We start from the raw sequence: 26,927 nt of genomic DNA, 5'->3' as shown, positions 1-26,927 counted from the left end.
GCGCGGGCTCAGGCCCCGCCGACGTCCAGCCCGCGCAGCACGTCCCCGGCCACGGTGTGCTCCCCGAGCCGGTCGGCGGACGGGCTGTCGTGCAGCACCAGCAGCGACCCCGGACCGAGCACGGCGATCGCCTCGGGGTGGTCCTCGCCGTCTCCGGTCACGAGCTCGCACACGGTCTCGACGTCCCCGGCCGGCACGGCGTCGGGCAGTCCCCGGGCTCCCCCGCGGATGCGCAGCACCCGCGCCGGACGGGACAGCACCATCGTCGGGCCGGCCAGGACGAGCAGGTCCGCGCCGTCGCGGAGCAGGTCGCGCACCCCGAGGCCGCGCAGGTCCAGGAAGTGCTTCCGGACGCCGAGCAGCGTCAGCTCGCCGTCGCCGTCCCCGAGGGTCAGTTCCAGGACCACGGCCCAGCCCCGGAGAACCGGGCCCCGCAGGCCGAGCAGGACCCGGTCCGGCGCGAGTACGGCGAGCCCCTCGACGTCGAACCCGTTGTCCTTGCCCGGGATGCCGACGAACGGCCCGAGGTGCTCGTCGTCGGCGAGCATCCCGAACAGACCGCGACGCCCCGACGGCAACCGGACCCCACCCGCCGTCGGGAACCCCTCGGGGCCCAGCGGGAGGCGCGCCAGCACCCGGCGCGACTTCTCCCCCGACACGCGGGCGAGCCGGGCCGCCACCTCCGTCGGCGGGGTCCCCTGCCTGACCCGCCTGCGCTTCGCCGAGAACGAGCCGGTGACCCAGACGTGGGAGTCGGTCACGTCGATGCCCTCGACGTCCACCTCGTCGCCGGGATCGCCCGGGAGGTCGACGAGGTCCCCGAGAGGCAACTCCACCGGGTCGCCCCAGTCCTCCTCAGAGTGGCGGGTGAGCCCGAGGAGCGCCGCTCCCTCGTCGGGGGCGAGGAGCATCCGGTCACCGCGCACCGCGAGCCCCGACAGCGAGAGGCCGTAGGTGTGCGTGTGCTCGTGGAGGTGGAGCACCGCGCGGGCCGTCACGCCACCACCCTGGTCTCGGCGAGGTACGGGGTGAAGCGGTCCCCGAGGGTCTCCGCGGCGAGGGTCATGGCCTGCTCGACGCCGAGGTCGTACACGCCGTACGCGCCCTCCCCCGCGGCCGTGGTGAACCACAGCGTGACCAGCCCCGCCCGCCGCTGGAACGGCGTGCGGGTGAGGGTCCAGGTCAGGATGCCGTCGCGGCGCAGCGCGACCGTCCGCCGCCCGGGCGCCCCGTGCCGGGTCACCACGTAGCGACCGACGAGCCCGTGGCCGAGGTTGCGGTAGGCCAGCCGACCCAGCCAGGTCCCGACGGCCAGCCCCAGGAGGACGAGCACCAGCGCCGGGAGCCACAGCCCGTGTGCGTCCGCCGCCAGCCCGACGAGCGCCAGCGCGACCGCCGGGAGCAGGCAGACCGCCGACGCCCACCGGACCCGCCGCGTGCGCGCCGCGGGCGGGTGGGCCTGCAGCACGACCTGCGTGGTGGGCGCCGCCGGCTCGCGCAGCACCTCGGCCACCACCCGGTCGACCACGGCGGCCGGCGCGACCGGGAGCAGCCCCCGGGGATCGGACCGCTGCTCCTGGCCGCGCGACAGGCCGGTCGCCACGGCGTCGACCCGGGCGGCCCCGAACCAGCGCACCGCGGCCGGCTCCACGACCGCCACCCCGCGCAGGCGGTCCTCCTCCAGCGTCGTCGACCGCCGGGTCAGCAGGCCCCGCCGCACGTGCAGCGCCCCGGTGCGCGGCTCGCGCGTCAGCCGGTAGCCCCACCACGACTCGACGAACACCGCGAGCGACGCCACGGTCCCGACCGCCGCGACCACCAGCACCGCCACGACCAGCGACACCGCGACCCCCAGCACCAGCGCGAGACGGGCGGCGTCGTCCAGCACGGTCCGCTGCAGCCCGAACCAGTCCGAGCCCTGCAGCAGCGCCCCGAACCCCGCGACGCCGAGGGCGGGGGTGAGCGCGGAGAGCGGCGCGAACCGGATCCATCCGGGGTCGAGCACGGCGAGGGTCTCGTCGCGGGGTGGCACGTCGGCCGGATCCGGAGGGGCGGGCCGCTCCAGCAGCTCCCGACGCAGCGCCTCGGCGTCGGGACGGCGCAGCGCGCGGAGCTCGAGCGGCTTGTCGGACGCCGAGGCCTTCTGCCCGGTGCCGATCCGGACCGTCGCGAGCCCGAGCACCCGCAGCACCGGGTCGGCGGTCACCTCGACCGACCGGACCCGTTCCCGCGCGAGCCCCGTGCGGGCCCGCACGAGGATCCCGCTGTGCACCTCGACGCGCTCCGGGCCCACCCGGAAGCGGGTCCGCGCCAGGCGGACGTACTCGATGACCGCGGCCGCCCCGACGAGCAGGACGACGCCCGTGCCGATGAACCCCAGGGTGAAGGCGAATGTGTCCCGGCCGCGCTGGCCGAGCAGGACGGGCACCCCGGCGGCCAGGCAGGCGCCCAGCGCCAGGACCGCCGAGGCGAGGACCGTGCGCGCGTCCAGCCGCCGCCACCCGTCCTCGGGCGAGCTCACGTGGCGTCCCCCGGCACGGCCTGCGTGGCCCGGGTGAGCGTCTCGGCGATCTCCGCCGCCCGAGCGTGGTCCAGGCCCGCGACCGTCACCGCCCCCTTCGCCGACGCCGTCGTGACGACGAGCGTGGCCAGCCCGAGCGCCTGCTGCAACGGCCCCCGGGTGGTGTCGACGGTCTGGATCCGCGACAGCGGCGCCGCCCGCCACTCCTGCCACACGAACCCCGACCGGGTGTACACCGCGTCGTGCGTCAGCTCCCAGCGGTGCACCCGGTACCAGTAGGCCGGGAACAGCAGCGCCACCAGCAGCCCGACCACCGCCACCGCGCCGGCCAGCGGCAGGAACCAGCCGATCGCGGGGATCAGCAGGCCGAGCACCGCCAGCACGACGGCGAGCAGCAGCGGCCACACGAGCCCGTGCACCCGCCACCACGACCGGACGCGCGGGTCGAGGGACTCACGCGGCGGTCGGAGCGGGACGTCGGTGGACACGGGCCCACCCTGGGGCAGAAACCGACCTCAGGCCACCGCGCGGATCCGGCGCACCACCTCGTCGGCGCCCAGCACACGGGTCACCTCGTACAGGTCGGGGCTGCGCTGCGCTCCCGTGACGAGCACCCGGATCACGTTCGCCGCGTCGCGCAGCATGCCCGGGTAGGAGTCCGGGTCCTTCTTGTACGTCTTCGGGTTCGGCGCGAAGCCGTGCCGCCCGGCGAGGTCGCGGATCTGCTGGAACCAGGTCGGCTGGTCGCCCTCGTGCTCGTAGCGCGCCGCGAGGTCCTCGGCGAGCCGGGACACCAGGGCCGGGTCGAGACCGCCGAAGCGCTCGTCGGCGGGGTCGGTGACGTCGGTGAACAGCTCCGGGAAGAAGAAGCCGTAGGCAGCCCGGAACCCCGACCAGCACGAGAGGTCCTTGCGCGGGTTCTCGACCCCGACCCGCTCGACGTCGATGGCCGCCAGCGCCAGCTTCTCGTTCTCCTCCAGTACCTCGACCAGCGTCGAGTCGTACTCGCGGGCCCACCCGAGCACGCCCGCGAGCACCTCGGGGGCGGGGAGGGTCGCGATGTGGTCGGCGCAGATGTCGGCCAGCTTGACCATGTCGACCAGCGGGCCGGCCGACTGGAACCGGTCGAGCTGCAGCGGCGTGGCCAGCGCCTCGGCGAGCGGGACCTCGGCCAGTGGCGAGTTCGCGAGCCCGCGCAGGTAGTAGAGCACCGCGTCCGTCGGGTAGCCGGCCTGCAGGTAGAAGTCGACCGACGCCTCGTCGTCCTTGCGCTTCGAGAGCTTGCGACGCGAGCTGCCCTCCTGCTTCATCAGCGGTGCGAGGTGGGCGTACTCGACCTGCGGGAAGCCGAGCGCGGCGAACAGCTGCAGGTGGGTGGGCACCGAGGACAGCCACTCGTCGCCGCGGACCACCAGCGAGGTCCGCATCAGGTGGTCGTCGACCACGTGCGCGAAGTGGTACGTGGGCAGCCGCGGCTCGGTCGCCGACGTCTTGAGGATGACGACGTCGTTGTGGTTGTCCTCGGCCTCGACCCGGCCGCGCAGCCGGTCGGTGAACGCGACCCGCTCCCCGACCTTGCCCTCGGAGCGGAACCGCACCACGTACGGATCCCCGGCTTCGAGACGACGGGTGACCTCGCCCTCGTCGGCGTCGCGCCACGGCGCCCACCGGCCGTAGTAGCCCGTCGGCAGCTTCAGCTTCCGCTGCGCGTCGGAGATCTCGGCGAGCTCCTCCTTCGTCGCGAAGTCCGGGTACGCGAGCCCGCGGCGCAGCAGCTCGCGCACGTAGCTCAGGTAGATCTCGCCGCGCTGCGACTGCCGGTACGGGCCGTAGGGACCGTCGTCCTCGTGGCCCGAGAGCGGGCCCTCGTCGGGCCGCAGGTCGAAGGCGTCGAACGCCCGGGCGAACTGGACGTCCGCGCCCGCCACCTCGCGCGCCTGGTCGGTGTCCTCGATCCGCAGGAAGTACGTGCCGCCGGTCGAGTGCGCGAGGTCGCGCGACACCATCGCGGTGTAGATGCCGCCGATGTGGACGAAGCCCGTCGGGCTCGGCCCGAAACGTGTGACGAGGGCATCCTGCGGCACGTCGCGCGGCGGGTACCGCCGCTCCCACTCCTCGGTCTCGGGCAGGTCGGCCGGGAAGAGGGAGTCGACGGTCGCGCGATCCAGCATGGTCCCCAGGCTAGTGGTCGGCCACGGCCGGTCCTCCGTTCGACCCGGGGCTGCCCGGCAGGGTCGAGGTCCGTTCCGCCCCGTCTCCCGCCACACCCTGCGTGGCGATCGCCTCGGCCTTCGCGACGGCGGCCGCGATCTCGGGATCCGTGCGGGTGTCGAACCAGTCCGCGACGTCCTCGTCGTGATCGCCCGCCCGCTTCGCCACGGTCTCGTCGTCGACCGGCGAGGGCTGGAACCGGAACACGCCGTCCTCGCCGGGCGCCCCGAGCATGCGGGTGAAGCCCTCCAGGGCCCTGCCGAAGTCGCTCGGCACCACCCACATCTTGTTGGCGTCGCCCTGCGCCATCTGCGGCAGGGTCTGCAGGTACTGGTAGGCGAGCAGCTCCGGCGTCGGTTTCCCGGCCTTGATCGCCGCGAAGACCTTCTCGATCGCCTTCGCCTGGCCCTGCGCCTGGTAGAAGCGCGCCGCCCGCTCGCCCTGCGCGCGCAGCATCCGGGACTGCCGGTCGGCCTCCGCCTCGAGGATCGCGGACTGCTTGGCGCCCTCGGCGTTGAGGATCGCGGCCTGCTTGTTGCCCTGCGCCTCGGTCACCGACGCCTCACGGTGCCCCTCGGCGGTGAGGATCATGGCGCGCTTCTCCCGATCCGCGCGCATCTGCTTCTCCATGGAGTCCTGGATCGACGGCGGCGGGTCGATCGCCTTGAGCTCCACGCGGACCACCCGCAGGCCCCACGGGCCGGTGGCGTCGTCGAGGGCCCGACGCAGGCCGGTGTTGATCGTCTCCCGGGAGGTCAGGGCCTCCTCCAGGCTCATCCCGCCGACCACGTCGCGCAGGGTCGTCGTCGTCAGCTGCTGGACGCCGTTGATGTAGTCGCTGATCTCGTAGACGGCGTTGCGCGGCTCGGTGACCTGGTAGTAGACGACGGTGTCGATCGACACCGTCAGGTTGTCGCGGGTGATCACCGGCTGCGGCGGGAACGAGACGACCTGCTCCCACAGGGCCACCCGCTCGCGGATGCGGTCGATGAACGGCACCAGGAAGGTCAGACCCGGTTCGGCGGTGCGCTGGTAACGGCCGAGGCGTTCGATGACGGCGGCCTCGGCCTGGCGGACGACGGTCACGCTCTTGGCGACCGTGGTGATCACGAGGATCACCACGAGCACCAGGAACACGAGCAGGACGGTTCCCATCCCTAGCTCCTTCCGTGGGGGGTGACGACGGCCGTCGCCCCCGAGATCTCGACGACGACGACCGCGGTCCCGGCCGCGAGCTCGTCGTCGTGCAGGGCGCGCGCCGACCAGAGCGAGCCGCGCAGCCGCACCGTCCCGCTCTCGGCGGTGATCGGTTCGACCACCTCGCCCTCGGCGCCGAGCAGCGCGCGGGTGCCGGTGTTGACGGGGTCGTGCACCCGGAGCCGGCGGTTCACCGCGGGCCGCACGAGCAGCACGAGCAGGGCCGCGAGCACGGCGAAGACCGCCACGTCGGGGCCGAGGGGCACGCCGAGCGCCGAGGCGCCGGCCGCGCCGAGGGCGGCGGCGCCGAGCATGACCAGTACGAGTTCGCCGGAGAGCACTTCGGCGACGACGAGTACGACCCCCGCGATCGCCCAGATGAGCGGGATCACACGTCCAGTGTGCCCCGGATCCTCCTCACGTGGTGACGAAGTCGATCAGCTGTTCCATCGCGGTGATCAGGGGGGTCTGCAGGTCGTTCCAGTCCGACACCGCACCCAGGACCCGGCGGGCCCCGTCGCGCTCGTCGCCCCAGCCCAGCACGTCGCAGACGCCCTTCTTCCACTCGATGCCGCGCGGGATCGTCGGCCACTCCCGGATCCCGACGACGGAGGGCTTCACGGCCTCCCAGATGTCGATGTAGGGGTGGCCGAGCACCTGGACGTACTGCGCGGCGGGCCCGAGATCCCGGCGCAGCCCCTCGGCGATCCGGGACTCCTTCGACCCGGTCACGAGGTGGTCGACGAGCACGCCGAGCTTGCGCTGCGGCCCGGGGCCGAACTCGCGGGCGGCCTCGACCAGCACGTCCGCGCCGTGCAGCGGCTCGACCACCACGCCCTCGACGCGCAGGTCGTGGCCCCACACCCGCTCGACGATGGCGGCGTCGTGCAGACCCTCCACCCAGATGCGGTGCGGGAGGGCCACCTTCGCGCGCCGGTCGTCGCCGCGCACCGACCCGGACGCCGACCGCTGCGCCTCGGGCGACTGCCGCGGGCGCGGCGGGGTCAGCGTGGCCAGTCGGCCCTCGTAGAGGAACGACGCGGGCTTCATCGGGAACAGCCGCCGTCGGCCCTCCCGGTCCTCCAGCACGACCTCGCGGACGTCGGCGCGGATCACCGCCCCGCAGAAGCTGCCGGTGGCGTCCTCGACGACCAGCCCGGGCTCGGCCTCCAGGGTGAGGATCTCGACCTTGGGCTTGTGGCTCGCCATGCCGGGGAGCTGGGTCGAGCTCCGCGCTCCGTCTCCCGGGAGACCGCCGCTGCGTCCCTTTCCCGACGACGGGCCACCCGCCTTCGGGCCCATCGGGGCCCGGCCGGCACCACCCGTCGTCCGGAAGGCGTTGTCGCCGCCCGATCCGTGCATGCCCCGGCCCTGCGTCCTCGCCACGGGCGTTGACGGTAGGTGCTCGGACGTCGTCGCCCGGCGACCGACACGCGTGCTTACCCTGGTCGGCATGCCTGCTGCGAGCGCGTCCCTGGCGGTCTGGAGCGCGGCCTGGATCGCCGGTGCCGTGGCCGCCGACGACGTCCTCGACGCCCTGACCCCGTGGTCGGAGGCGCACGACGTGGTGGCGGCCGACATCGGGGTCGCCGTCGCCACCGACCTGCCGACCCCCGACCACGCCGGCGCCGGACTCGGCGCCCTCCTCGTCCTGCTGCGGCAGCGCTGCGGCCCGCTCGGGCTCGACGCGCGGGTGGTGCTGCCGGCGCCCGGCGACGTGCGGGGGCTGCCCGGACCCGACGGTCTGCGCGCGGCGGCCCTGGAGGTCGGCGAGTGCGCGGTGTTCGCCGGCGCGGGGCTCGCCGTCGTGCCCTCGACCGTGGCCGACGGCGTGCTGCGGTGGACCGCCCACGAGGTCGACGCGGTGCCGCCGCAGGCCCACCCGTCGCTCGCCGACGCCGAGGCCGACCTGCGCTCCGGGGTGCGCGACGCGGCGTCCACGCTGGCCGAGATGGATGTGGCCCGCCCCCGCGCCGGCGTGCGCGAGGAGATCGCGGCGCGGCTACGCGGCCGACCGCAGGCGTCGTGGCCCACGGGGACCCCCGGCCGGCCGCTGCGGGTGCTCCAGCACGCTGACGAGGTGGAGGCGATCCTGGTCGCGGCCTCCGGGGACGACCCGGGCGGCGCGCTGACCTCCGGCGCGGCCCTGGCGCGCACCGATGCGTTGCGGCCGCTCGCGACGGCCGTGCGCGCGGCGCGGGTGGCCGCCGTGGCGGAGACGGTGCGGGTGCTCAGCGCGGCCTGATCGCCGCCCCACCTCGAACGAACGGCACTCTCGCAGTTTCTATGTGCGCGAGAGTGCCGCTCGCTCGTCTCAGGAGGCGGCCGGACGACGTCGGGCGGGCGGCTCGCAGCACCCGGGCGCGCAGAGGGCGCCGTTGCAGCCCACCCCCGCCCGGGGCACGATCCCCAGCGTGCGCGGCGTCGTGTCGCCGACCTGCTCGGTGATCAGCTCGACGACCATCTTCACGAAGCGCGGGTCCGACCCGGCGCTCGCGGCCCGGACGAAGCCCATGCCGATCTCCTCGGCGTGTTCGGAGGCCTCGTTGTCGAGGTCCCACACGACCTCGAGGTGGTCGGACACGAAGCCGACCGGGCTCACGATCACGGCGGGCACGCCCTTCTCGTGCAGCGTGTCGAGGTGGTCGACGATGTCCGGCTCGAGCCACGGGACCTGGGGCGGGCCGGAGCGGGACTGCCAGACCAGGTCGTGGTCCCCGGCGCCGACCGCATCGGCGACGAGCTGTGCGGCCTCCGCCATCTGCCGGGAGTAGCGGTGGCCGCCCTCCCCGGGCGACCCGGACGTCTCGTCGGCCGAGATCGGGATCGAGTGGGCCGTGAAGACGAGCCGCGCCTCGTGCCCGGCGTCGAGCGTCTCGCGGGCCGCCCGCACGCCGTCGGCCACGGCGCCCACGAACAGCGGATGGTCGTAGAAGTGGCGCAGCTTCGTCAGGTCCGGGGCGCCGCCGGTGCGCTCGGTCGCCGCCTCGCGGGCCCGGGCGATGTCCTCGTGGTACTGCCGGCACGCCGAGTACCCGCCGTACGCGCTGGTGGCGAACACCAGGGCGTTGCGGACCTCGTCCTGGGCCATCTCGGTGACGGTGTCCTCGGCGAAGGGATGCCAGTTGCGGTTGCCGAAGTACACCGGCAGGTCGAGGCCCGCCTCGGCGAGCTCGCGGCGCAGGGCCGCCACCAGCTCCCGGTTCAGGGCGTTGATCGGGCTGACGCCGCCGAAGTGCTGGTAGTGCTCCTCGACCGCGTCCAGCCGCTCGGGCGGGACACCGCGTCCACGGGTCACGTTCTCCAGGAACGGTCGGACCTCGTCGGGAGCCTCGGGGCCGCCGAAGGACAGGACGAGGACGGCGTCGTACGGGGTGGTGCTCACATCTCCATCGTTCCCCGTCCGCCCCGTCCTGCCACCTGTGATGCGCGCCCGCCCGTTCGGCCTATCTCCACGAACGGGTGAGTGGACCTATCTTCTGACCACGCACGGCGAGGGGGGCTCGCCGAACGGGTCGCCGGGGGGCGTCGTGGACGAGCTGATCGACGTGCCGATCGTGGGCCAACCGGTGGTCTACGAGGCTGCGCTCATCGTGTTGTTACTCGTGGTCTTCACCGGTGACTGGGCCGGATCGCTGGTCACCGTGGCCCACGAGGGCGGGCACATGATCATGTCCGTGGTGACACTGAGGGGGTTCAGTCACTTCACCATGGACGACGGCGACAACGCCGGCACCTATGTGACGAAGACCGGCTGGGGCGTCGGGGAACTCCTGACCCGGTCCGCGGGCTACTTCACACCGCCCCTTCTCGGACTGGGCGGCGCGGCCGTTCTCGCGAACGGCAACGCGTGGGGCGTCCTCGCCGTGGCGGCCTTCCTCCTGTTCGCCGCTTTTCTCTACGCCCGGAAGGGACTGGCGAACGTGGTCACCCTGTTCGCCGTCGTCGGGATCGTCGTCGCCCTGTGGCTCGGATCGACGATGCTGCAGATGGTCGTCGCCGTCGGTCTCGTCTGGCTCATGCTCCTGGGCGGCGTCCGCAGTTCCGTCGGGATGAGTCGCGGAGCCGGGGCGGATGCCTGGTGGATGGCGCGGAACACCTGGATCCCGGCGATCGTGTGGCAGGGCATCTGGGTCACGACGGCGCTCGTCTGTCTCTACGCCGGCGGACGGCTGCTGTTCGTGGGCGACGCGTGGCCGGACGGGGTGTGGCCGTTCGACGTCCCGGCAGAGGCGTGATCCAGTCGGCGGGACGTCCATGGCTGTCCCGGGCCCCCGCCGGCAGCCACGACCGTCCCGCCGACATGATCACGTCGAGTGGACGGCCGGTGCGGCTGGACGCATGGCCCGAGAGCCCGACGGTCCCGTCGACATGATCATGGAGCGGGCCGACCGAGCGTGTCCCGGTCCGGACGTCCACCGTCAGTCGTGGCACACGGCTGACACGCGGGACCGGGAGAGCTCAGACGCCGACCGCGTGGAACCCGCCGTCGGCGTGGACCATCTCGCCGGTCGTGGTTGGCATGTAGTCCGAGAGCAGCGCACAGGCCGTCTTCGCGACCGGGGTCGGGTCGGACAGGTCCCAGCCCAGGGGCGCACGGTCGGTCCAGGCCTGCTCGAACGACGCGAAGCCCGGGATCGACTTCGCGGCCATCGTCTTGAGCGGACCGGCGGCGACCAGGTTCACCCGGATGCCGTCGGGGCCGAGGTCGCGGGCGAGGTAGCGCGTGGTCGACTCGAGGGCGGACTTCGCGACCCCCATCCAGTCGTAGGCGGGCCACGCGACGCGGTTGTCGAAGTCCATCCCGACGATGCTCGACCCGCGCCCCATCAGCGGCTTGCACGCCACCGCGAGGGACTTGAGCGAGTAGGCCGACACCTCGATGGCGGTCGCGACGTCCGACCACGGGGCGTTGAGGAACGCCCCCTCCCCCAGCGCGGACGCCGGGGCGAATCCGATGGAGTGCAGCACCCCGTCGAGGCCGTCCACGTGCTCGCGCACGGCGTCGGCGAGCCCGTCGAGGTGCTCCTGGTTCTGGACGTCGAGCTCGATCACCGGGGCGGGCTCCGGCAGGCGCTGGGCGATGCGCTTGACCAGCGAGACCCGGCCGAAGGCGGTCACGACGACCGTCGCCCCCGCCTCCTGCGCCGCCTTCGCGACGTGGAACGCGATCGACGCGTCGGTGATGATCCCGGTGATCAGGATGCGCTTGCCGTCGAGCAGACCCACGAAAGCTCCTTCTCGGTTCTGGTGGCGGTTCTAGTGGCCCATGCCGACGCCACCGTCGACCGGGAGGACCGCGCCGGTGATGTACGCGGCGTCGTCGGAGGCGAGGAAGGCGACGGCCTTGGCGATCTCCTCGGCCTGGGCGGTCCGCCCGAGCGGGATCGCCGCCATCATCTCCTCGCGCCGCTTGTCGGTGAGGTCGGCGGTCATGTCGGTGTCGACGTACCCGGGCGCGACCACGTTGGCGGTGATGCCCCGCCCGCCGAGCTCCCGCGCGACCGACCGCGCCATGCCGACCAGACCTGCCTTGGACGCCGCGTAGTTGACCTGCCCGGGAGCGCCGGTGAGACCGACGACGCTGGAGATGTAGATCAGCCGGCCGAAGCGGGCCTTCATCATCCCGCGGGTCGCCCGCTGGGTGACCCGCCAGGCGCCGGTGAGGTTCGCGTCGAGCACGCCGGTGAAGGCGTCCTCGGGCATGCGCATGAGCAGGCCGTCCTGCGTGATCCCCGCGTTCGCGACGACGACCTCGACCGGACCGTGCTCGGACTCCACCTGCGAGAACGCGGCGTCGACCGCGGCGGAGTCGGTGACGTCGCAGACCACCCCGTGCAGGCCCTCCGGCGGTTCGCCGCTGCGGTGGGTGACGACGACGGTGTCACCGCGTGCTGCGAGCTCCTTTGCGATCGCGAGGCCGATGCCCCGGTTGCCTCCGGTCACGAGCACGACCCGGCTCACGCATGTCCTCCCACGGTCATCGGCGACGCCGGGAGACGGAGCGCAGCGGAGCTCGACCCCCTCGGCGCGGGAACGCTATCGGCTACCCCTCGGTAGGGGCGACCGCTGTGAGTCAGGGCAACCGGGCACCCAGCGCGAAGGCCGTCCCGAGACCGATCACCACGAGGATCGCGCCGGCCAACAGCCAGTCGCCCCCGGTGTCGACCTCCTGGGACTCGTAGCCGATCTGCTCGCGCAACGTGTCGTAGGTGGCCCGCAGGTCCTGCTGCGTCGCGGCCTTGGAGAAGTCGCCGCCGGAGCGGCGGGCGATCTCCTGCATGTCGGAGTCGGCCACCGGCACCGGGACCGGGCGGCCCTCGATCTCGATCTCGCCGTAGTCGGTGCCGAACGAGATCGCCGAGATCGGCACGCTCTGCTGCTTCGCCTGGTCGGCCGCGGTGAACGCACCCCGCGGCGCCTCGAGGTCCGACGGGATCGTCTGCTTGCCGTCCGAGAGCAGGATGATCCGGCCGGGCGGCGGCTCCTCCGGCCCCTGGATCTGGCTGGCCACCGACCGGATCGAGGCCAGCGACGCCTGGATCGCCTCACCGGTCGCCGTGGACTCCGCGAGCTGCAGCGTCGAGATCGCGCGCTTCACGGTCTCCCGGTCCCGGGTCGGGGACACCAGCACCGTCGCGGTCCCGGCGAAGGACACCAGGCCGAGATTGATGCCCGGCGGCAGCTGGTCGACGAACTCGGTGGCGGCCTGCTGCGCGGTCTGCAGCCGGCTCGGGCTGACGTCGGTGGCGCGCATCGAGAGCGACACGTCGATCGCGAGCATCACCGTGGCGCGGTTGCGCGGCACCTGCTCGGTGGCGAGCGGGCCGGCGAGGGCGACGACGAGGCAGGTCAGCGCCACCAGCACCAGGGCGACGGGGGCGTGCCGCAGCCGTCCGGGCCGCTTCGGCGCGATCTTCTCGAGCACGCCGAGGTTGGTGAACCGCATCGTGTTGCGGCGGCGACGCCGCTCGTTGACCACGTACGCGGCGGTGAGCGCGGCGACGACGACCAGCGCGAGCAGCCACCAGGGGTGCGAGAACATCAGCCGCGACCCCCGCCGGCCGGGTCGAGCTCCGCTCCGCTGCGTCTCCCGCCGATCGCCGTCGTCCCCTGCCCCGACCAGCCCCGCTTGCGCGCGACCACGAACCGGACCACGTCGGCGATCCAGTCCCGGTCGGTGCGCAGCCGCAGGTGCCCCGCCCCGGCGGCGCGGATCGCCGTGGCGACCCGGTCCCGGTGCGCGGCCGCCTCCGCGGCGAACCGGCGGCGCAGCGTCGGGGTGGTGGTCACCTCGCGGGAGTGCCCCGACTCCGGGTCGGCGAGCACGACCGTCCCGACGTCGGGCAGCTCCTCGTCGCGGAGGTCGCCCACCTCGATCGCGAGCACGTCGTGGCGCACGGCCAGCGCCCGCAGCGCCCGGCTCCAGTCGGGGTCGCCGAGGAAGTCCGAGATCACGACGACGAGCCCGCGCCGACGGGGCGGGTTGCGCAGCGCCTCGAGCGCACCGACGAGGTCGCCGCGCGTGCCCTCCGGCGCCCGCGGGGTGCCTGCGATGCGCCGCATCAGGCCGTGCGCGTGGGCGGTACCGCCCCGCGCGGGCAGCCGCACCAGGCCGGTGCCGTTGGCGACGACCGCGCCGATCCGGTTCCCCCCGCCCTGCGTCAGGTGCACCACGGCGGCGCAGGCGGCGACGGCCAGGTCACGCTTCTCGCACCCGCCCGTGCCGAAGTCGAGGCTCGGGGAGAGGTCGACGACGAGCCAGGTCTCCAGCTCGCGGTCGGCGATCGTCTCGCGGATGTGCGGTTCGGACGTACGGGCCGTGACCGACCAGTCCATGCGTCGCACGTCGTCGCCGGGCTGGTAGACCCGGGCGTCCCCGGCCTCCGACCCGGGCCCCGGGACCAGCCCGAGGTGGTTGCCCTGCAGCAGCCCGTCGAGCCGCCGCCGCACGGTCAGCTCGAGCGTGCGCAGCGCCGCCTGGAGGTGGGTGCCGTCGGGAGCGAGCGACGGCGGGTGCGGCTCGGCGCCCGCGCCCTCGCGACGTCCCGGACGCCCGGGATCGTCGGCCGGCTCGCCGGCCGGCGCCGACCCGGCGTCGGGAACGCCCGCTCCTTCCTCCTCCGGTGCCACCCCGAGCCGGCCGAGCAGCCGCGGCCACCACGAGGGCCCGGAGCGCGACGGGGACTCCGCCGAGCTCACGAGCCGGCCGCCGCCTGCGGCGCCTGACCCTGCTGCGGGGCCTGCGCGGCCGGGCCGGTGACGGCCACCGGCCGGGCGCTGACCTGTGGCAGCGGCACGGTCTGCAGCAGCCGCGTGACCACGTGGTCGACCGGCACCCCGTCGGCGAGGGCGTCGTAGGACAGGACGAGACGGTGGCGCAGCACGTCGGGGGCGATATCGACGACGTCCTGCGGCAGCACGTAGTCGCGTCCGCGGACGAGGGCGAGCGCCCGGGAGGCCGAGATGATGCCGAGCGAGGCACGCGGGGAGGCGCCGTAGGCCACCCACCCGGCGACGTCGGACATGCCGTGCTCCGCGGGCGACCGGGTGGCGACGACGAGGCGCACGACGTAGTCGACGAGGGCGTGGTGCACGAAGACCTGGGCGGCGACGTCCTGCAGCCGGCGCAGCTCCGCCGGGTCGAGCACCGCGTGCGGCGTCGGCGGGCGCACGCCCATCCGGTAGACGATCTCGCGCTCCTCCTCGGCGGTGGGGTACTCGACGAGGATCTTGAACAGGAACCGGTCGCGCTGGGCCTCGGGCAGGGGGTAGACGCCCTCGTTCTCGATCGGGTTCTGCGTGGCGAGCACGAGGAAGGGATCGGGCATCGGGTGGCTGACGCCGCCGATCGAGACCTTCCGCTCGGCCATCACCTCGAGCATCGCCGACTGCACCTTGGCGGGCGCGCGGTTGATCTCGTCGGCGAGGACGAAGTTCGACACGACCGGTCCGAGCTCGACGTCGAACGCCTCGCGACCCTGCCGGTAGATGCGGGTGCCGAGGATGTCGGAGGGCACGAGGTCCGGCGTGAACTGGATGCGGGCGAAGCTGCCGCCCACCACCGTCGCGAACGTCTCCACCGCGAGCGTCTTCGCCACGCCCGGGACGCCCTCGAGCAGCAGGTGGCCCTTGGCGAGGAGGCCGACGAGCATCCGCTCGACCAGGCGCTCCTGGCCGACGATCACCCGCTTGACCTCGACCATCGTGCGCTCGAGCTGCTCGGCGTCGTGCGCGGGGGTCGCCGGGTTCTCCGCAGCAGACACACGCTCTCCCTCGTCAGACATCGGGCGTGACGGTACCCACCCCCACCGACAACGTGGGGTGAGGTGGCGGGCTTCAGAGCAGACGGGTCACGGTCGGCACGATCTCGTCGTCGAACCGCACGGGGGTCACCCGCACGACCTTCCCCGACTCCGGGGCCTCCACCATCATGTCGTCGCCCAGGTAGAGCGCGACGTGGTGGATGCCGTCACCGTCGGCCCAGAAGAGCATGTCGCCGGGGCGACGCTGGTCGAGCGGGAACTTCGGCCCGGCGTCGGCCTGGTAGCCGGAGTAGTGCGGGAGCTGCTTCCCGACGCCGGCGAAGGCGTAGACCATCAGCCCGGAGCAGTCGAAGCCCGTCCGGTCGAAGTCGCCGAAGGCGTCCGCGACGCCGCCGTCCCGGACGCCCTTCGTCGGGCCCTGGCCGTTCCCGCCGCCCCACGCGTAGGTGGTGCCGAGCTCCGAGAGGGCCCGGTCAATGACGATCTCGACGGGGTCGGCGGGTGCGGGAGGCGCTGTCGGAGCCGGAGCCGTTCCCGACGGGGGCCGTGGGTCCGGCGTGGTCACGGCGGGTCGGGGGGCGGCGCGGGCGAGCCGCTGCTGCGCGGCCGCCCGGCGGGCGGCGTCGTCGGCACTCTGCGCCTGGTCCCGAGCTGCCTGCGCGGCCTCGGCGCGCCGTCGTTGGGCGGCCAGGGCCGCGTCGGAGGCCTCGAGCGTGGCGAGCCGGGCCTGGGCGGCCGCCCGTTGCGCGGTGACCGCGGCGATGCGCTGCTGCTGGGAGGCCACGGCGGACTGGGCGGCGGCGAGCTGGTCCCGCGCCGCGTCGGCGGCCGACCGTGCCCCGTCCGCCGCGGCCTGCGCGTCGGCCGCGGCCCTCCGGGCCCGCGAGTCGGCGTTGGCCGCGTCGACCCGCATCCGCTCGTAGCCGTCGAGGGCCTGGGTCTGTTCGGCGGCGACGAGGCCCTGCAGCTGCAGGCGCTCGGCCACGTCGTCCGGACCGTTCGTGCCGGCCAGCGCGGCGAGCACGCTCGCGGAGTCGGCCTGCTGGAACTGGGCGGCCACCCAGGCGTCCACCTGCGACCGGGCCTGCTCGGCCTCCGCGGCGACCCGGTCGGCCTCCTGCCGGGCGGTCGTGGCGTCGGCCCGGGCCTGCGCGACGCGTGCCTGCGCGGCGCTCTCGTCGGCGACCGCCCGGTTCGCGAGCTCGCGGCGGTGTCCGGCGGTCGCGGCGAGGTCGTCGAGCTGCGACTGCAGGGTCGAGAGCTGGCCGACCAGCCGCCCCACCTCGGACGCGGCGTCCGCGCTCCCGCCGGGCGGCGGGGGCGGCGGGGTCTGCGCGAGGGCCGGGGCGGCGAGCGCGAGCAGCAGGACGCCGGTCAGGACGACCGCTCGCACCACCTGTCCACCCCCTGGCCCGTCCACCGGCGGCCGTAGTGGATCAGCTCGGGTCCGCGGCGCGGCGCCACCACGCGCCCGTGGGCGTGTCGCAGGGCACCCGGCCCGCCCGGCGTGATCGTCGTAACCTGGTCGCAGCAGGTCCGGGGGTGCGGGTGCGCCGTCCGGGGGCGTGCGACAGACTCCCCGCGAGAGGGGTTCGGCGCGGCCCTCGAGCCGCCCACCCCATCGCCGACCAGGACTGACCGGCCGCGGCGCTGGGCACCACATCCGCAGACCGGCCGCGAGAGCAGCCAGCACCGACGGGTCCCCACCACGGGCCGTCGGGAACGAGGAGGAGACGCGTGAGCGAAGAGGCCAGCGGGAGCGTCGACAGTTTCGGCGCCAAGGGGACCCTCGAGGTCGACGGCACCTCGTACGAGATCTTCCGCCTGAGCGCGGTCGAGGGGTACGAGCGGCTGCCGTTCAGCCTCAAGGTGCTCCTGGAGAACCTGCTCCGGACCGAGGACGGCCTGGTCACCACCCAGGACTCGATCAACGCCCTCGCGCACTGGGACCCGCAGGCCGAGCCGGACACCGAGATCCAGTACGTGCCGGGCCGCGTCGTGATGCAGGACTTCACCGGCGTCCCCTGCATCGTCGACCTCGCCACCATGCGGGAGGCCGTGACGGAGCTGGGCGGCGACGCGTCGAGCGTCAACCCGCTCGCCCCGGCCGAGCTGGTGATCGACCACTCGGTCGTCGCGGACCTCTTCGGCACCCCGGACGCGTTCGAGAAGAACGTGGAGCTGGAGTACGAGCGCAACGAGGAGCGCTACAAGTTCCTGCGCTGGGGCCAGACGGCGTTCAACGAGTTCAAGGTCGTCCCGCCCGGCACCGGCATCGTCCACCAGGTCAACATCGAGCACCTGGCGCGCGTGGTCATGGTCCGGGGCGGTCAGGCCTACCCCGACACGCTGGTCGGCACCGACTCGCACACCACGATGGTCAACGGGCTGGGTGTCCTGGGCTGGGGCGTCGGCGGCATCGAGGCCGAGGCGGCCATGCTCGGCCAGCCGGTGTCGATGCTCATCCCGAAGGTCGTGGGCTTCCAGCTCTCCGGTGAGCTGCCCGCGGGCGCCACCGCCACCGACCTGGTGCTGACGATCACCGAGATGCTGCGCGAGCACGGCGTCGTCGGGAAGTTCGTCGAGTTCTACGGCGAGGGCGTCGGCGCGGTGCCGCTGGCCAACCGCGCCACCATCGGCAACATGAGCCCCGAGTTCGGCTCCACCTGCGCGATCTTCCCGATCGACAACGAGACGCTGAACTACCTGCGCTTCACCGGGCGCGACGAGGAGCAGGTCAAGCTCGTCGAGGCCTACACCAAGGAGCAGGGCCTCTGGCACGACCCGTCGCACGAGGCCGACTACTCCGAGACGCTGTCGCTGGACCTGTCGACGGTCGTGCCGAGCATCGCCGGCCCGAAGCGCCCGCAGGACCGCATCCAGCTCGACGCCGCGAAGGACTCCTTCCGCGCGTCGCTGCCCGACTACGTCGACGACGACGGGGCCGCGACGTCGCAGTCCGAGGAGTCCGACGTCGAGTCGTTCCCGGCCTCCGACCCGCCCGCCGAGCACCCCAACGGCGAGGACGACAAGCCGTCGGTGCACCGCCAGCCGGTCGACCCGGGCGGCCGCGCGTCGAACCCGGTGCCGGTGACGCTGGAGGACGGCACGCAGCTCGAGCTCGACCACGGCGCCGTCACCATCGCCGCGATCACCTCGTGCACCAACACCTCGAACCCGTCGGTGATGATCGGCGCGGCCCTGCTCGCGCGCAACGCCGTCGACAAGGGCCTCGAGCGTCGGCCGTGGGTGAAGACCTCCCTCGCGCCCGGGTCCAAGGTCGTCATGGACTACTACGAGCGTTCGGGGCTCCTGCCCTACCTGGAGAAGCTTGGCTTCAACCTCGTCGGGTACGGCTGCACCACCTGCATCGGCAACTCGGGCCCGCTGCCCGAGGAGATCAGCGAGGCGATCAACGACAACGACCTCGCCGTCACCGCGGTCCTCTCCGGCAACCGGAACTTCGAGGGCCGCATCAACCCCGACGTCAAGATGAACTACCTGGCCAGCCCGCCGCTGGTGGTGGCCTACGCGCTCGCCGGGACGATGGACCTCGACCTGTCGACCGAGCCGCTCGGCCACGACGCGCAGGGCAACCCGGTGACGCTGGCCGACATCTGGCCCTCGCCGCAGGAGATCCAGGAGGTCATCGAGTCCTCGCTGTCCGCCGAGCAGTTCACCTCGCGCTACGCCGAGGTGTTCGCCGGCGACGAGCGCTGGACCTCGCTGCCCACCCCCGAGGGCGAGACCTTCACCTGGGACGACGAGTCCACCTACGTCCGCAAGCCCCCGTACTTCGAGGGCATGGACCGCGAGCCGTCGGCGGTGTCGGACATCTCCGGCGCCCGCGTGCTGCTGAAGCTGGGCGACTCGGTCACCACCGACCACATCTCGCCCGCCGGGTCGATCAAGGCGGACTCCCCCGCCGGTCGCTACCTGCAGGAGCACGGCGTCGACCGCAAGGACTTCAACTCCTACGGCTCCCGGCGCGGGAACCACGAGGTGATGATTCGCGGGACGTTCGCCAACATCCGGCTGCGCAACCTGCTGCCCACCGAGGACGGCGGGTCACTGGACCAGGGCGGCTACACCGCCGACTACACCGACGGCGGCAAGCAGGCCGCGGTGTACGACGCGGCGCAGCACTACGCCGAGCAGGGCACCCCGCTGGTGGTCCTCGCGGGCAAGGAGTACGGCTCCGGCTCCTCGCGGGACTGGGCGGCGAAGGGCACGACGCTCCTCGGCGTCAAGGCCGTCATCGCCGAGTCCTACGAGCGCATCCACCGCTCCAACCTGGTCGGCATGGGCGTGCTCCCGCTGCAGTTCCCGCAGGGCGAGAACGCGGACTCGCTGGGCCTGACCGGCACCGAGACCTTCGAGATCACCGGCGTCGAGAAGCTCAACGAGGGCGGCGTGCCCGAGACGGTGCACGTGAAGGCCACCGGCGACGGCTCGGACGACGCCAGCCCGGTCGAGTTCGACGCGCGCCTGCGCATCGACACGCCCGGCGAGGCGCAGTACTACCTCAACGGCGGCATCCTGCCGTTCGTGCTCCGCAAGATGCTGGGCTAGGCACGACCCCTGCCACGGGCGGTGCTCCTCGACGAGGAGCGCCGCCCGTCGGCGTCTCTAGGCCGTTCCCGACGTCGGGTCGGTGCGGGCTGCGTGCTCGTCGAGCCGCTCCCGCGCCTCGTCGGGCAGCTCCTCGAGGCCGCACTCGGAGAGCATCCAGGCCACCTCGCCGTCGTCGAGCGGGCCCTCGCGCTCGGCCAGGGTCTCGTCGAGCCAGGCGGTGAACTCCGCGGCGGCGTCGTGCTCCGCGGTCTCCAGACCCGTCGTCAGGACCTCGCCGAGGTCGGCGTGCGCCTCGACGGCCTGCAGCGGCAGCGCGATGACCGTGCCGCTCTCCCCCAGGACCACCTGGGGGTAGGCCTGCACGCTGTCGGCGTCGGCCGCCCACCGGGCACCCTCACGGGCCTCGACGAGCCGGCGGCCGAGGAGCAGCCCGAGGTCGAGCGCGAGCGACGGCGTGACGGCGTCCGGCTCGCGGGCGGCGAACCAGGCACCGACCGCGCGCCAGGCCTCGTCGTCGGGACCGTGCCCGAACCCGAGCCGGTCGAGCAGCGCCGCGGCCTCGGCCACCCGCTCGGGTTCCGCGGCCAGGATGCGGGCGTACACACGGCGGGACCGGGTGTCGTCGACCGTGGCCCCGGGGAGTTCGTGGTCCCCCGCGTACGGGCGGTACCCGGGCAGGTCGGCGGGGGCCTCCACCGTGCGGTACGACGGCGTGCCGGGAATCCGGGCCCAGGGCAGGAAGGTCGACCAGAGCAGCTCGCGCACGGGGCTCACCTTGACACGCGCCTCACTCGGCGAGTTCCTCGCCCCGCTCGGCGGCCGCTCAATCGTCCTCCCCGGTCGCTCCGCTCGCCGCCATGGCCTCCGCCGCGGCCTGGTCCTCGCTCTTCCCACGGCGCCAGTAGCCGCAGAACTGGATGTCCTTCCGGTCGACGCCGCGCTCCCGGACGAGGTGGCGCCGGAGCTCCCGGACGGTGCCGGCCTCGCCGGCGAGCCAGACGTAGGGCCGCTCCCCGGGCAGGTCGGTCTGCGTGACGACCTCGAGCAGCGTCGGGCCGCCGTGGACCCAGCTCACCCCGACCTCGCCCGCCGTCGTGAAGCTCGTGACCTCGGCGCCCGAGGAGACCGCGGCCACGACCTCCGCCCGCGTGCCCGTGGGGAGGGACTCGACGATCGCGCCCATGGCCGGCACGGCCGTCTCGTCGCCGACGAGCAGGACCGAGTCGTGCTCGGCGCGGGGGCCGTACAGGCCGTAGGGGCCGGTGAAGGCGACCCGGTCGCCGGCGGCGGCGTCCCGGGCCCACGTCGAGCCCGGGCCGTCGCCGTGCAGGACGAGGTCGACGTCGATCTCGACGCCGCCGGGGTGGTCGCGGCGGCGACGGAGGGTGTAGGTGCGCATCGGCGGCCGCTCGGCGTCGGGCATCGCGAGGTAGGTGCGGTACCAGCGGCCGATGTCGCCGTCGGCCGGGACCTCCGGGAGGGTCGGGACCTCCCCGCGCAGACGCGGGAAGAACAGCTTGAGGTAGCCGTCGGGCGCCGCGTGCGGGAGGTCGACGAGGTCGGGCCCGCCGAGCGTCACGCGCACCGTCCCGGGCGTGATCCGTCGGGTGTCCAGCACCTCGGCGTGGCGGAGTGCGTACGGCGTGCTGGTCCGGGTGGCCTCGGTGGTCATGCCCCTCCTCGTTCGGCGAGGTGAGGCTACCCTAACTAGTGCAGATCGGACGAGACCTGGACAGGATCGCTGCCGTGTCCCGGCTCCTGGTCGTCGCGGTCCTGGCGCTCGTCGTCCTCGGGGCGTGCGCGCCGGACGCGGAACGGATCGAGGTGCTGCGGGTGCCCGCGCCCGACGGGGTGGTCGACGCCGTCGGGGTGCAGAGCTCGGCGGGGGCGGGCAGTCCGTTCGGCTCCGCGCTGGCCCTGACGCCGGCCGGCTGTCCCGCCGACGGCGACCCGGTCCTGCGCGTCGTGGGTGCGACGCGGTCGGCGGCGGCCGCGGGGGTGGCGGTGTCGTGGGTGGGTCCGCGGACGGTGCGCGTGGCCTGGCTGGAGGCGCGCTTCCGGGACCCGGACGTGGACCTGCTGGTGGCGCCGACGCCCGGGGGGCCGGTCACCGTGGTGTCCGGGGGCGGGGAGGCGGACCCGAGGGCGCCGGCGGGCGGGATGCCGCCGCTCGCCGGGCCGCCCCGATCGTGCTGATCCGTGACTGTCGGGGGGTCCCACCAGTCTCCGCGGCATGGACGAACTGGTGTTCGACGAGGCCGCAGTGGTGATCGTGGGGTCGACGCTGCAGGCCGACCACGAAGGTGACCGGCCGGTCGAACGCGAGTCCGCCCGCCGCGCGGAGCGCCCGGACCACCGGCAGGTCCCACGGATACCCCGCCGAACCGTCGTCGGGATCGAGCCGCACCTGCGAGACGAACAGGTCCCCGGTCCCGGGCGGCAGCGTCTCGTCGGCGCTGCGCACCCGGGTCCGGCCGGGACCGCGTCGCGGGCTCACGCCCGCAGTCTCACACCCGGGCCGTCAGACCCCGCGCTTGATGAAGTCCGCGCAGCGCTCGCCGATCATCATCGTGGTGATGCAGGGGTTGACGGTGATGAGGTCCGGCATCACCGAACCGTCCGCCACCCGCAGCCCGTCCACGCCCTTGACCTGCAACGTCGGGGTCACCGGCGCCATCGGGTCGTCCTCGGCGCCCATCTTCACGGTGCACGAGGGGTGGTAGACGGTGTTGTGGGTCTTGCGGATGTACTCGAAGAGCTCCTCGTCGGTCGAGTCCTGCTCCCCGGGCGCGAGCTCCTTGCCCACCCACTCCTGCAGCGCCGGCGCCGCCGCGATCTCCCGGGCCACGCGGATGCCGCGGATCATCACCTCGCGGTCGTGCTCGTGGGTGAAGTAGCGCGGGTCCACCTTCGGCTTGTCGTGGAAGTCGCGCGAGGCCAGCCGCACGGTGCCCTTCGACTGCGCCCCCGTGACGTTGGGGGTGAGGCAGAAGGTGTTCTCCGAGGTCGGGTAGCCGTACCGGACGATGTTGAGGTCGAACGGCACCGAGCCGTAGTGGAACATCAGGTCCGGGGTGGTCCGGCCCTCGGAGCCCGCGAAGATGCCGATCTGCCACCACTGGGTGGACGCAGTCGGCATCGGCTGCAGGGCCTCCCACTGCACGAGGCCCTCGGGGTGGTCCTGCAGGTTCTCCCCCACGCCCGGCGCGTCGACCAGCACGTCGATCCCGACCTCGCGCAGGTGCTCGGCCGGCCCGATGCCGGAGAGCATGAGCAGCTTCGGGCCGTCGATCGCGCCGGCCGACAGCACGGTCTCCCGGCGGGCGGTCACCTCGACCGCCCGGCGCGTGTCCGGGGTGCGCAGACGGGCGCCGGTGACCCGCGGGCGGGGCCCGGAGGTGTCGACGGTGAGCTTCTCCGCCCGGTAACCGGTGAGCACCGTGAGGTTCGGCCGGTCGAGGTTCGGGTGGATGTAGGCGGTCGAGGCCGAGGAGCGGGTGCCGTCCGGCTTCGCGTTGACCTGGAACCAGTTGGCTCCGCGCACCACGGTGCGGCCGGTGTTGAACGGCGTGGTCGGCAGCCCGACCTGGTCGCAGGCCCGCAGCAGGGCCTCGCCGCAGGGGTCGAGGTCGCCCACGGTGCGGATGGTGACCGGCCCGTCCGTGCCCCGTCCGGGCGCCTCGGCCTCGTCGAGGGTGTCCAGCGCGGTCTCGAGCTTGCGGTAGAAGGGGTAGCACTCCTCGGCCGACCATCCGGTGGCACCCGACGCCGCCCAGTCGTCGAGGTTCTCCCGCGGCGCCCAGAACGCGATCGCGGAGTTGTGCGACGAGCAGCCGCCCAGCACCTTCGCGCGGGCGTGGCGCATCCAGGAGTTGCCCGACTCCTGCGGCTCGATCGGGTAGTCCCAGTCGTAGCCCGACTCGAGCAGCTCCATCCAGCGCGAGAGGTCGAGGATCGCGTCGTCGCCCACGTCGGAGGGCCCGGCCTCGATCAGCGCGACGCTGACGTCGGCGTCCTCGGACAGCCGCGCGGCCACGGCGCAGCCGGCGGTGCCCCCGCCGACGATCACGTAGTCGAACTCGGTCTCCACAGGAATCAGGCCTCCCCGACGACGGGCGTGGTGGTCTCCGGGGTGGTCTCGCGCGCGTGCGCGGCGACGACCCCGGTCTTGTGACGCTGGACGGTCCAGTAGTAGGCGAAGCCGACCCCGAGGATCACCCCGGGCAGCAGGACACCGCCCCACTGCAGGTACCAGTGGAAGGGCTCGGTGGCGTTGTAGACCTCGTTGCGCGGCCAGGCGAGGTTCACCGTCATGAACCCGCCCCATGCCACGGCGAGCACGTTGACCGGGATGCCCCAGCGGCCGAGGGAGAAGGCGCCCTCGCGCGGCTCCCACTGACCCCGGATCCGCTTGATCAGCAGCGGGACGGTCACCAGCAGGTAGGCGGTGTAGATCATGATGATCGCGATCGAGGTGACCACGGTGTAGATCTGCGGGCTGAAGGTGACGAACAGCAGCACGACCGCGACGACGCCGATCGCCACCGAGGCGACCACCGGGGTGCCGAAACGCGGCGAGATCGTGCACAGCGTCGACCCGGCCGGCAGGTTGTTGTCCCGGCTCATCGCGAACGCCAGCCGGATCGCGGCGGCGTGCACCGCGAGCGCGCAGACCACGACGGCGATGACCACCGCGACGAGGATGACCGAGCCGCCCACGGGTCCGAGCACGGCGAGGATCAGCGACTGGAGGCCGCCGAGCGAGCTGAACGCGGGGTCGGCGAGGTCGGGGGCGCTCATCAGCGCGAAGAGCAGGATCAGGCCACCGAGCAGGAAGGAGAAGAAGAGGGCCCGCAGGATCGCCTTCGGGGCGTTGCGGCGCGGGTCGTGCGACTCCTCGGCCAGCGAGGAGGCGGTGTCGAACCCGTACATGACGTAGAGCGAGGCGAACATCGCGACGAGGAAGGCGCCGGCGTAGCCGAGCGGCCGCCCCGAGGCGTCGATGCCGCCGGTGTCGAACACGATCTGCGGGCCGCGCACGATGTTGATCGCCAGCAGGACGATGAGCAGCACGGCGGCGACCAGCTCGATGAACACCCCGGCCGCGTTGATCTGCGCCATGAGCTTGGTGCCGAACGCGTTCACCGCGGTCGTGAAGACGATGAGCAGGGCCGCGAGGATGACGCCGTTGAGTGCCTGGGCGCCGGTGTCGTCGTCGCCCGCCATCGGGATGAACTGGAAGCCCGACCACAGCTCGGGCAGCGTCGCCTGCAGGGCGAGCGCCACGGCGGCGATCGAGACGATGGAGGCGGTCAGCATCGTCCAGCCCGCGAGCCACGCGGTGTGCGGGCTGGAGAGGCGCTTGGTCCAGTTGTAGATCGAGCCGGCCACCGGGAAGCGCGCGGCGAGCTCGCAGAAGCACAGCGCCACCATGAGCTGGCCGAGGAAGACCAGTGGCCACGACCACCAGTACGCCGGCCCCCCGGACCCCAGCCCGAAGTAGAACAGCTGGAACGTGCCGGTGAGGATCGAGATGTAGCTGATCCCCGCGGCGAACGTGTGGAAACTGCCCAACGAGCGGACGAGGCTCGGCTTGTAGCCGAACTCGTCGATGTCCTGGCTGTCGGAGCTGTCCTTCGAGATCGTCACGAGCCACTCCCGGGTGTGGAAGAGGGGAACCACCCGGTCGGCCCTGGCCGGGTGTTGGTCCAGATGTGCTTGGCCTCCTGGTACTCGGCGAGACCGGCACGGCCGAGCTCACGCCCGACGCCGGAGTGCCCGAAGCCGCCCCACTCGGCGGCGGGCACGTAGGGGCCGAAATCGTTGATCCACACGGTGCCGTGCCGCAGCCGACCCGCGACCTCCTCGCACACGCCGTGGTCGGCGGAGAACACCGCACCGGCCAACCCGTACTCGGTGTCGTTGGCGATGCGCACGGCGTCGTCGAGGTCGGTGAAGGTCTCGACGGTGAGCACCGGTCCGAACGACTCGTCGTGCACCACCGACATGTCCTGGGTGCACCCGTCGAGGATGGTGGGCGGGTAGTAGAAGCCGTCGGCGAGGCGCTCGTCGGTCGGGCGGGAGCCGCCGCAGCGCAGGACCGCGCCCTCCTCGACTCCCCGGGCGACGTAGGCCTCGACCTTCTCGCGGTGCGCCGCGGAGATCAGCGGACCGGTCTCGGTGCCCGGGTCGTCGGGTCCCCCGAGCACGATGCGCTGCGCGCGCTCGACGAGGTCGTCGACGATCCGGTCGTGCGCGGACTCCTCGACCACCAGCCGGGCGCCTGCGGAGCAGACCTGGCCGGAGTGCAGGAAGATCCCCGTGAGGATGTTGTCGACGGCGGTGTCGTGGTCGGCGTCGGCGAAGCAGACGAACGGGTTCTTGCCGCCGAGCTCCAGCGCCACCTTCTTCACGGTCGCGGCGGCGTTGGCCATGATCGTGCGTCCGGTCGCGAGGCCGCCGGTGAAGCTGACCATGTCGATGCGCGGGTCCGTCGAGAGCGGACCGCCCGCGGTGGCGCCCGCCCCGAGGACGAGGTTGGCCACGCCGTCGGGCAGTCCGGCCTCGGCGAGCAGCTCCATGAGGATGATCGAGGTGTGCGGGGTCAGCTCGCTCGGCTTGAGGACGAACGTGCACCCCGCCCCGATCGCCGGCGCGACCTTCCACGCCGTCTGCAGCAGCGGGTAGTTCCAGGGCGTGATCAGCCCGCAGACCCCGACGGGCTCGTGGACGACCTTGCTCCGCGCGTTCGGCACGCCGGTGTCCACCAGGCGGCCGTCGTCGGTCGCGGCGAGGTGGCCGAACCAGCGGAAGCAGTTCGTGATGTCGTCCATGTCGATCTCGGACTCGGCCACGCGCTTGCCGGTGTCGAGGGTCTCCGCCCGGGCCAGCCGGTCCTTGTCGCGCTGCAGCAGGTCCGCGACCCGCAGCAGCAGGGCGCCGCGCTCGGCGGGCGGGACGGTCGACCAGCGCCCGTCGTCGAAGGCGGTCCGGGCGGCGCCGACGGCGAGCTCGGTGTCCTTCGCGGTCGCCTCGCTCACCTCGCCGACGAGTCGGCCGTCCGCCGGGCACCGGATCTCCCGGACACCACCCTCCGCGGCGTCGGTCCACGTACCGTCGATGTAGAGCTGGCCCACCTGGGCGGCCTCCTCGGTCTG

Annotated in this window: 23 protein-coding genes; 4 read left to right on the top strand and 19 right to left on the bottom strand. The window is 73.4% G+C overall.

The window, feature by feature from the left end; all coding sequences use genetic code 11:
* Window positions 1-8: 8 nt before the first annotated feature.
* Genes QSK00_RS09900 through QSK00_RS09870 form a run of 7 tightly spaced genes read right to left on the bottom strand, consistent with a single transcriptional unit; the run spans window position 9 to window position 7,138 of the window.
* On the bottom strand, window positions 9-998 hold the full coding sequence (locus QSK00_RS09900) for a DUF3616 domain-containing protein (RefSeq protein WP_285590087.1): 990 nt from the start codon (window positions 996-998) through the stop codon (window positions 9-11).
* Complete coding sequence (locus QSK00_RS09895) at window positions 995-2,521, bottom strand: PH domain-containing protein (protein ID WP_285590085.1); 1,527 nt, start codon at window positions 2,519-2,521, stop codon at window positions 995-997. The genes QSK00_RS09900 and QSK00_RS09895 overlap by 4 nt, the downstream gene beginning before the upstream one ends.
* Window positions 2,518-3,009, bottom strand: a complete 492-nt coding sequence (locus QSK00_RS09890; RefSeq protein WP_285590083.1) for a PH domain-containing protein — start codon at window positions 3,007-3,009, stop codon at window positions 2,518-2,520. The genes QSK00_RS09895 and QSK00_RS09890 overlap by 4 nt, the downstream gene beginning before the upstream one ends.
* Window positions 3,010-3,036: 27 nt before the next feature.
* Window positions 3,037-4,692, bottom strand: coding sequence for a glutamate--tRNA ligase (locus QSK00_RS09885; protein ID WP_285590081.1), 1,656 nt, complete (start codon window positions 4,690-4,692; stop codon window positions 3,037-3,039).
* A gap of 10 nt (window positions 4,693-4,702) precedes the next feature.
* A complete protein-coding gene (locus QSK00_RS09880) occupies window positions 4,703-5,887 on the bottom strand; it encodes an SPFH domain-containing protein (RefSeq protein ID WP_285590079.1) in 1,185 nt (394 codons plus the stop codon).
* A 2-nt stretch (window positions 5,888-5,889) separates the two neighbouring features.
* Complete coding sequence (locus tag QSK00_RS09875; RefSeq protein WP_285590076.1) at window positions 5,890-6,321, bottom strand: NfeD family protein; 432 nt, start codon at window positions 6,319-6,321, stop codon at window positions 5,890-5,892.
* A gap of 25 nt (window positions 6,322-6,346) precedes the next feature.
* Window positions 6,347-7,138: a DUF3097 family protein gene (locus tag QSK00_RS09870; RefSeq protein WP_285590620.1), complete on the bottom strand. Its 792-nt coding sequence runs from the start codon at window positions 7,136-7,138 to the stop codon at window positions 6,347-6,349.
* A 244-nt stretch (window positions 7,139-7,382) separates the two neighbouring features.
* Between QSK00_RS09870 and QSK00_RS09865 the strand changes: the two genes are divergently transcribed.
* Window positions 7,383-8,174, top strand: coding sequence for an Rv1486c family protein (locus QSK00_RS09865; protein ID WP_285590073.1), 792 nt, complete (start codon window positions 7,383-7,385; stop codon window positions 8,172-8,174).
* Window positions 8,175-8,243: 69 nt separating this feature from the next.
* Here the strand turns inward: QSK00_RS09865 and QSK00_RS09860 are convergent, their stop codons facing one another.
* Window positions 8,244-9,314, bottom strand: coding sequence for a ferrochelatase (locus QSK00_RS09860; RefSeq protein ID WP_285590068.1), 1,071 nt, complete (start codon window positions 9,312-9,314; stop codon window positions 8,244-8,246).
* Window positions 9,315-9,459: 145 nt separating this feature from the next.
* On the opposite strand from QSK00_RS09860, the gene QSK00_RS09855 reads away from it, so the two are divergent.
* On the top strand, window positions 9,460-10,167 hold the full coding sequence (locus tag QSK00_RS09855) for a M50 family metallopeptidase (RefSeq protein WP_285590063.1): 708 nt from the start codon (window positions 9,460-9,462) through the stop codon (window positions 10,165-10,167).
* Between the two features lie 223 nt (window positions 10,168-10,390).
* Here QSK00_RS09855 and fabI read toward each other — a convergent pair whose 3' ends face one another.
* The 6 genes from fabI to QSK00_RS09825 form a co-directional block, all read right to left on the bottom strand.
* Window positions 10,391-11,158 (bottom strand): enoyl-ACP reductase FabI, encoded by a 768-nt coding sequence (gene fabI, locus QSK00_RS09850; protein WP_285590061.1) that lies wholly within the window; start codon window positions 11,156-11,158, stop codon window positions 10,391-10,393.
* 30 nt (window positions 11,159-11,188) lie between these two features.
* Window positions 11,189-11,893 (bottom strand): beta-ketoacyl-ACP reductase, encoded by a 705-nt coding sequence (gene fabG / locus QSK00_RS09845; RefSeq protein ID WP_285590058.1) that lies wholly within the window; start codon window positions 11,891-11,893, stop codon window positions 11,189-11,191.
* Window positions 11,894-12,005: 112 nt separating this feature from the next.
* Window positions 12,006-12,974, bottom strand: a complete 969-nt coding sequence (locus tag QSK00_RS09840) for a VWA domain-containing protein (RefSeq protein WP_285590056.1) — start codon at window positions 12,972-12,974, stop codon at window positions 12,006-12,008.
* The gene (locus QSK00_RS09835) at window positions 12,974-14,131 is read right to left on the bottom strand and encodes a DUF58 domain-containing protein (RefSeq protein ID WP_502872023.1); all 1,158 of its coding nucleotides are present in this window, start codon (window positions 14,129-14,131) and stop codon (window positions 12,974-12,976) included. Before QSK00_RS09835 ends, QSK00_RS09840 begins: the two co-directional genes overlap by 1 nt.
* Window positions 14,128-15,216, bottom strand: a complete 1,089-nt coding sequence (locus QSK00_RS09830) for an AAA family ATPase (RefSeq protein WP_285590055.1) — start codon at window positions 15,214-15,216, stop codon at window positions 14,128-14,130. Before QSK00_RS09830 ends, QSK00_RS09835 begins: the two co-directional genes overlap by 4 nt.
* Window positions 15,217-15,268: 52 nt before the next feature.
* The gene (locus QSK00_RS09825) at window positions 15,269-16,591 is read right to left on the bottom strand and encodes an NlpC/P60 family protein (RefSeq protein ID WP_285590054.1); all 1,323 of its coding nucleotides are present in this window, start codon (window positions 16,589-16,591) and stop codon (window positions 15,269-15,271) included.
* Between the two features lie 341 nt (window positions 16,592-16,932).
* Between QSK00_RS09825 and QSK00_RS09820 the strand changes: the two genes are divergently transcribed.
* Window positions 16,933-19,767 (top strand): aconitate hydratase, encoded by a 2,835-nt coding sequence (locus QSK00_RS09820; protein ID WP_285590053.1) that lies wholly within the window; start codon window positions 16,933-16,935, stop codon window positions 19,765-19,767.
* 57 nt (window positions 19,768-19,824) lie between these two features.
* Here the strand turns inward: QSK00_RS09820 and QSK00_RS09815 are convergent, their stop codons facing one another.
* Together QSK00_RS09815 and QSK00_RS09810 are read right to left on the bottom strand one after the other, a co-directional pair.
* Window positions 19,825-20,535 (bottom strand): hypothetical protein, encoded by a 711-nt coding sequence (locus tag QSK00_RS09815; protein WP_285590052.1) that lies wholly within the window; start codon window positions 20,533-20,535, stop codon window positions 19,825-19,827.
* Window positions 20,536-20,593: 58 nt separating this feature from the next.
* A complete protein-coding gene (locus tag QSK00_RS09810) occupies window positions 20,594-21,442 on the bottom strand; it encodes a siderophore-interacting protein (protein ID WP_285590050.1) in 849 nt (282 codons plus the stop codon).
* 74 nt (window positions 21,443-21,516) lie between these two features.
* Here QSK00_RS09810 and QSK00_RS09805 point away from each other — a divergent pair, with 74 nt between their 5' ends.
* Window positions 21,517-21,966 (top strand): hypothetical protein, encoded by a 450-nt coding sequence (locus QSK00_RS09805; protein ID WP_285590048.1) that lies wholly within the window; start codon window positions 21,517-21,519, stop codon window positions 21,964-21,966.
* Between the two features lie 325 nt (window positions 21,967-22,291).
* Here the strand turns inward: QSK00_RS09805 and QSK00_RS09800 are convergent, their stop codons facing one another.
* From QSK00_RS09800 to QSK00_RS09790, 3 genes are read right to left on the bottom strand one after another with little or no spacing between them, the layout of a single operon-like run.
* Entirely contained in the window at window positions 22,292-23,860 is a 1,569-nt protein-coding gene (locus tag QSK00_RS09800; protein WP_285590046.1) for a GMC family oxidoreductase, read from the bottom strand.
* Window positions 23,861-23,865: 5 nt separating this feature from the next.
* Window positions 23,866-25,413 (bottom strand): APC family permease, encoded by a 1,548-nt coding sequence (locus QSK00_RS09795; RefSeq protein ID WP_285590616.1) that lies wholly within the window; start codon window positions 25,411-25,413, stop codon window positions 23,866-23,868.
* Window positions 25,414-25,415: 2 nt separating this feature from the next.
* Entirely contained in the window at window positions 25,416-26,906 is a 1,491-nt protein-coding gene (locus tag QSK00_RS09790; protein ID WP_285590614.1) for an aldehyde dehydrogenase family protein, read from the bottom strand.
* Window positions 26,907-26,927 lie beyond the last annotated feature (21 nt).

This window comes from Actinomycetospora sp. NBRC 106378 (assembly GCF_030269685.1).
Taxonomy (GTDB): domain Bacteria; phylum Actinomycetota; class Actinomycetes; order Mycobacteriales; family Pseudonocardiaceae; genus Actinomycetospora.
Note: the sequence above shows the minus strand (reverse complement) of the source record. Positions and strands in the feature narration are given on the sequence as shown.

Coding starts and splice junctions, on each gene's coding strand:
- QSK00_RS09870 (WP_285590620.1), bottom strand. CDS start 7,138: ATGGCGAGCCACAAGCCCAAGGTCGAGATCCTCACCCTGGAGGCCGAG.
- QSK00_RS09865 (WP_285590073.1), top strand. CDS start 7,383: ATGCCTGCTGCGAGCGCGTCCCTGGCGGTCTGGAGCGCGGCCTGGATC.
- QSK00_RS09830 (WP_285590055.1), bottom strand. CDS start 15,216: ATGTCTGACGAGGGAGAGCGTGTGTCTGCTGCGGAGAACCCGGCGACC.
- QSK00_RS09840 (WP_285590056.1), bottom strand. CDS start 12,974: ATGTTCTCGCACCCCTGGTGGCTGCTCGCGCTGGTCGTCGTCGCCGCG.
- QSK00_RS09810 (WP_285590050.1), bottom strand. CDS start 21,442: ATGACCACCGAGGCCACCCGGACCAGCACGCCGTACGCACTCCGCCAC.
- QSK00_RS09880 (WP_285590079.1), bottom strand. CDS start 5,887: ATGGGAACCGTCCTGCTCGTGTTCCTGGTGCTCGTGGTGATCCTCGTG.
- QSK00_RS09885 (WP_285590081.1), bottom strand. CDS start 4,692: ATGCTGGATCGCGCGACCGTCGACTCCCTCTTCCCGGCCGACCTGCCC.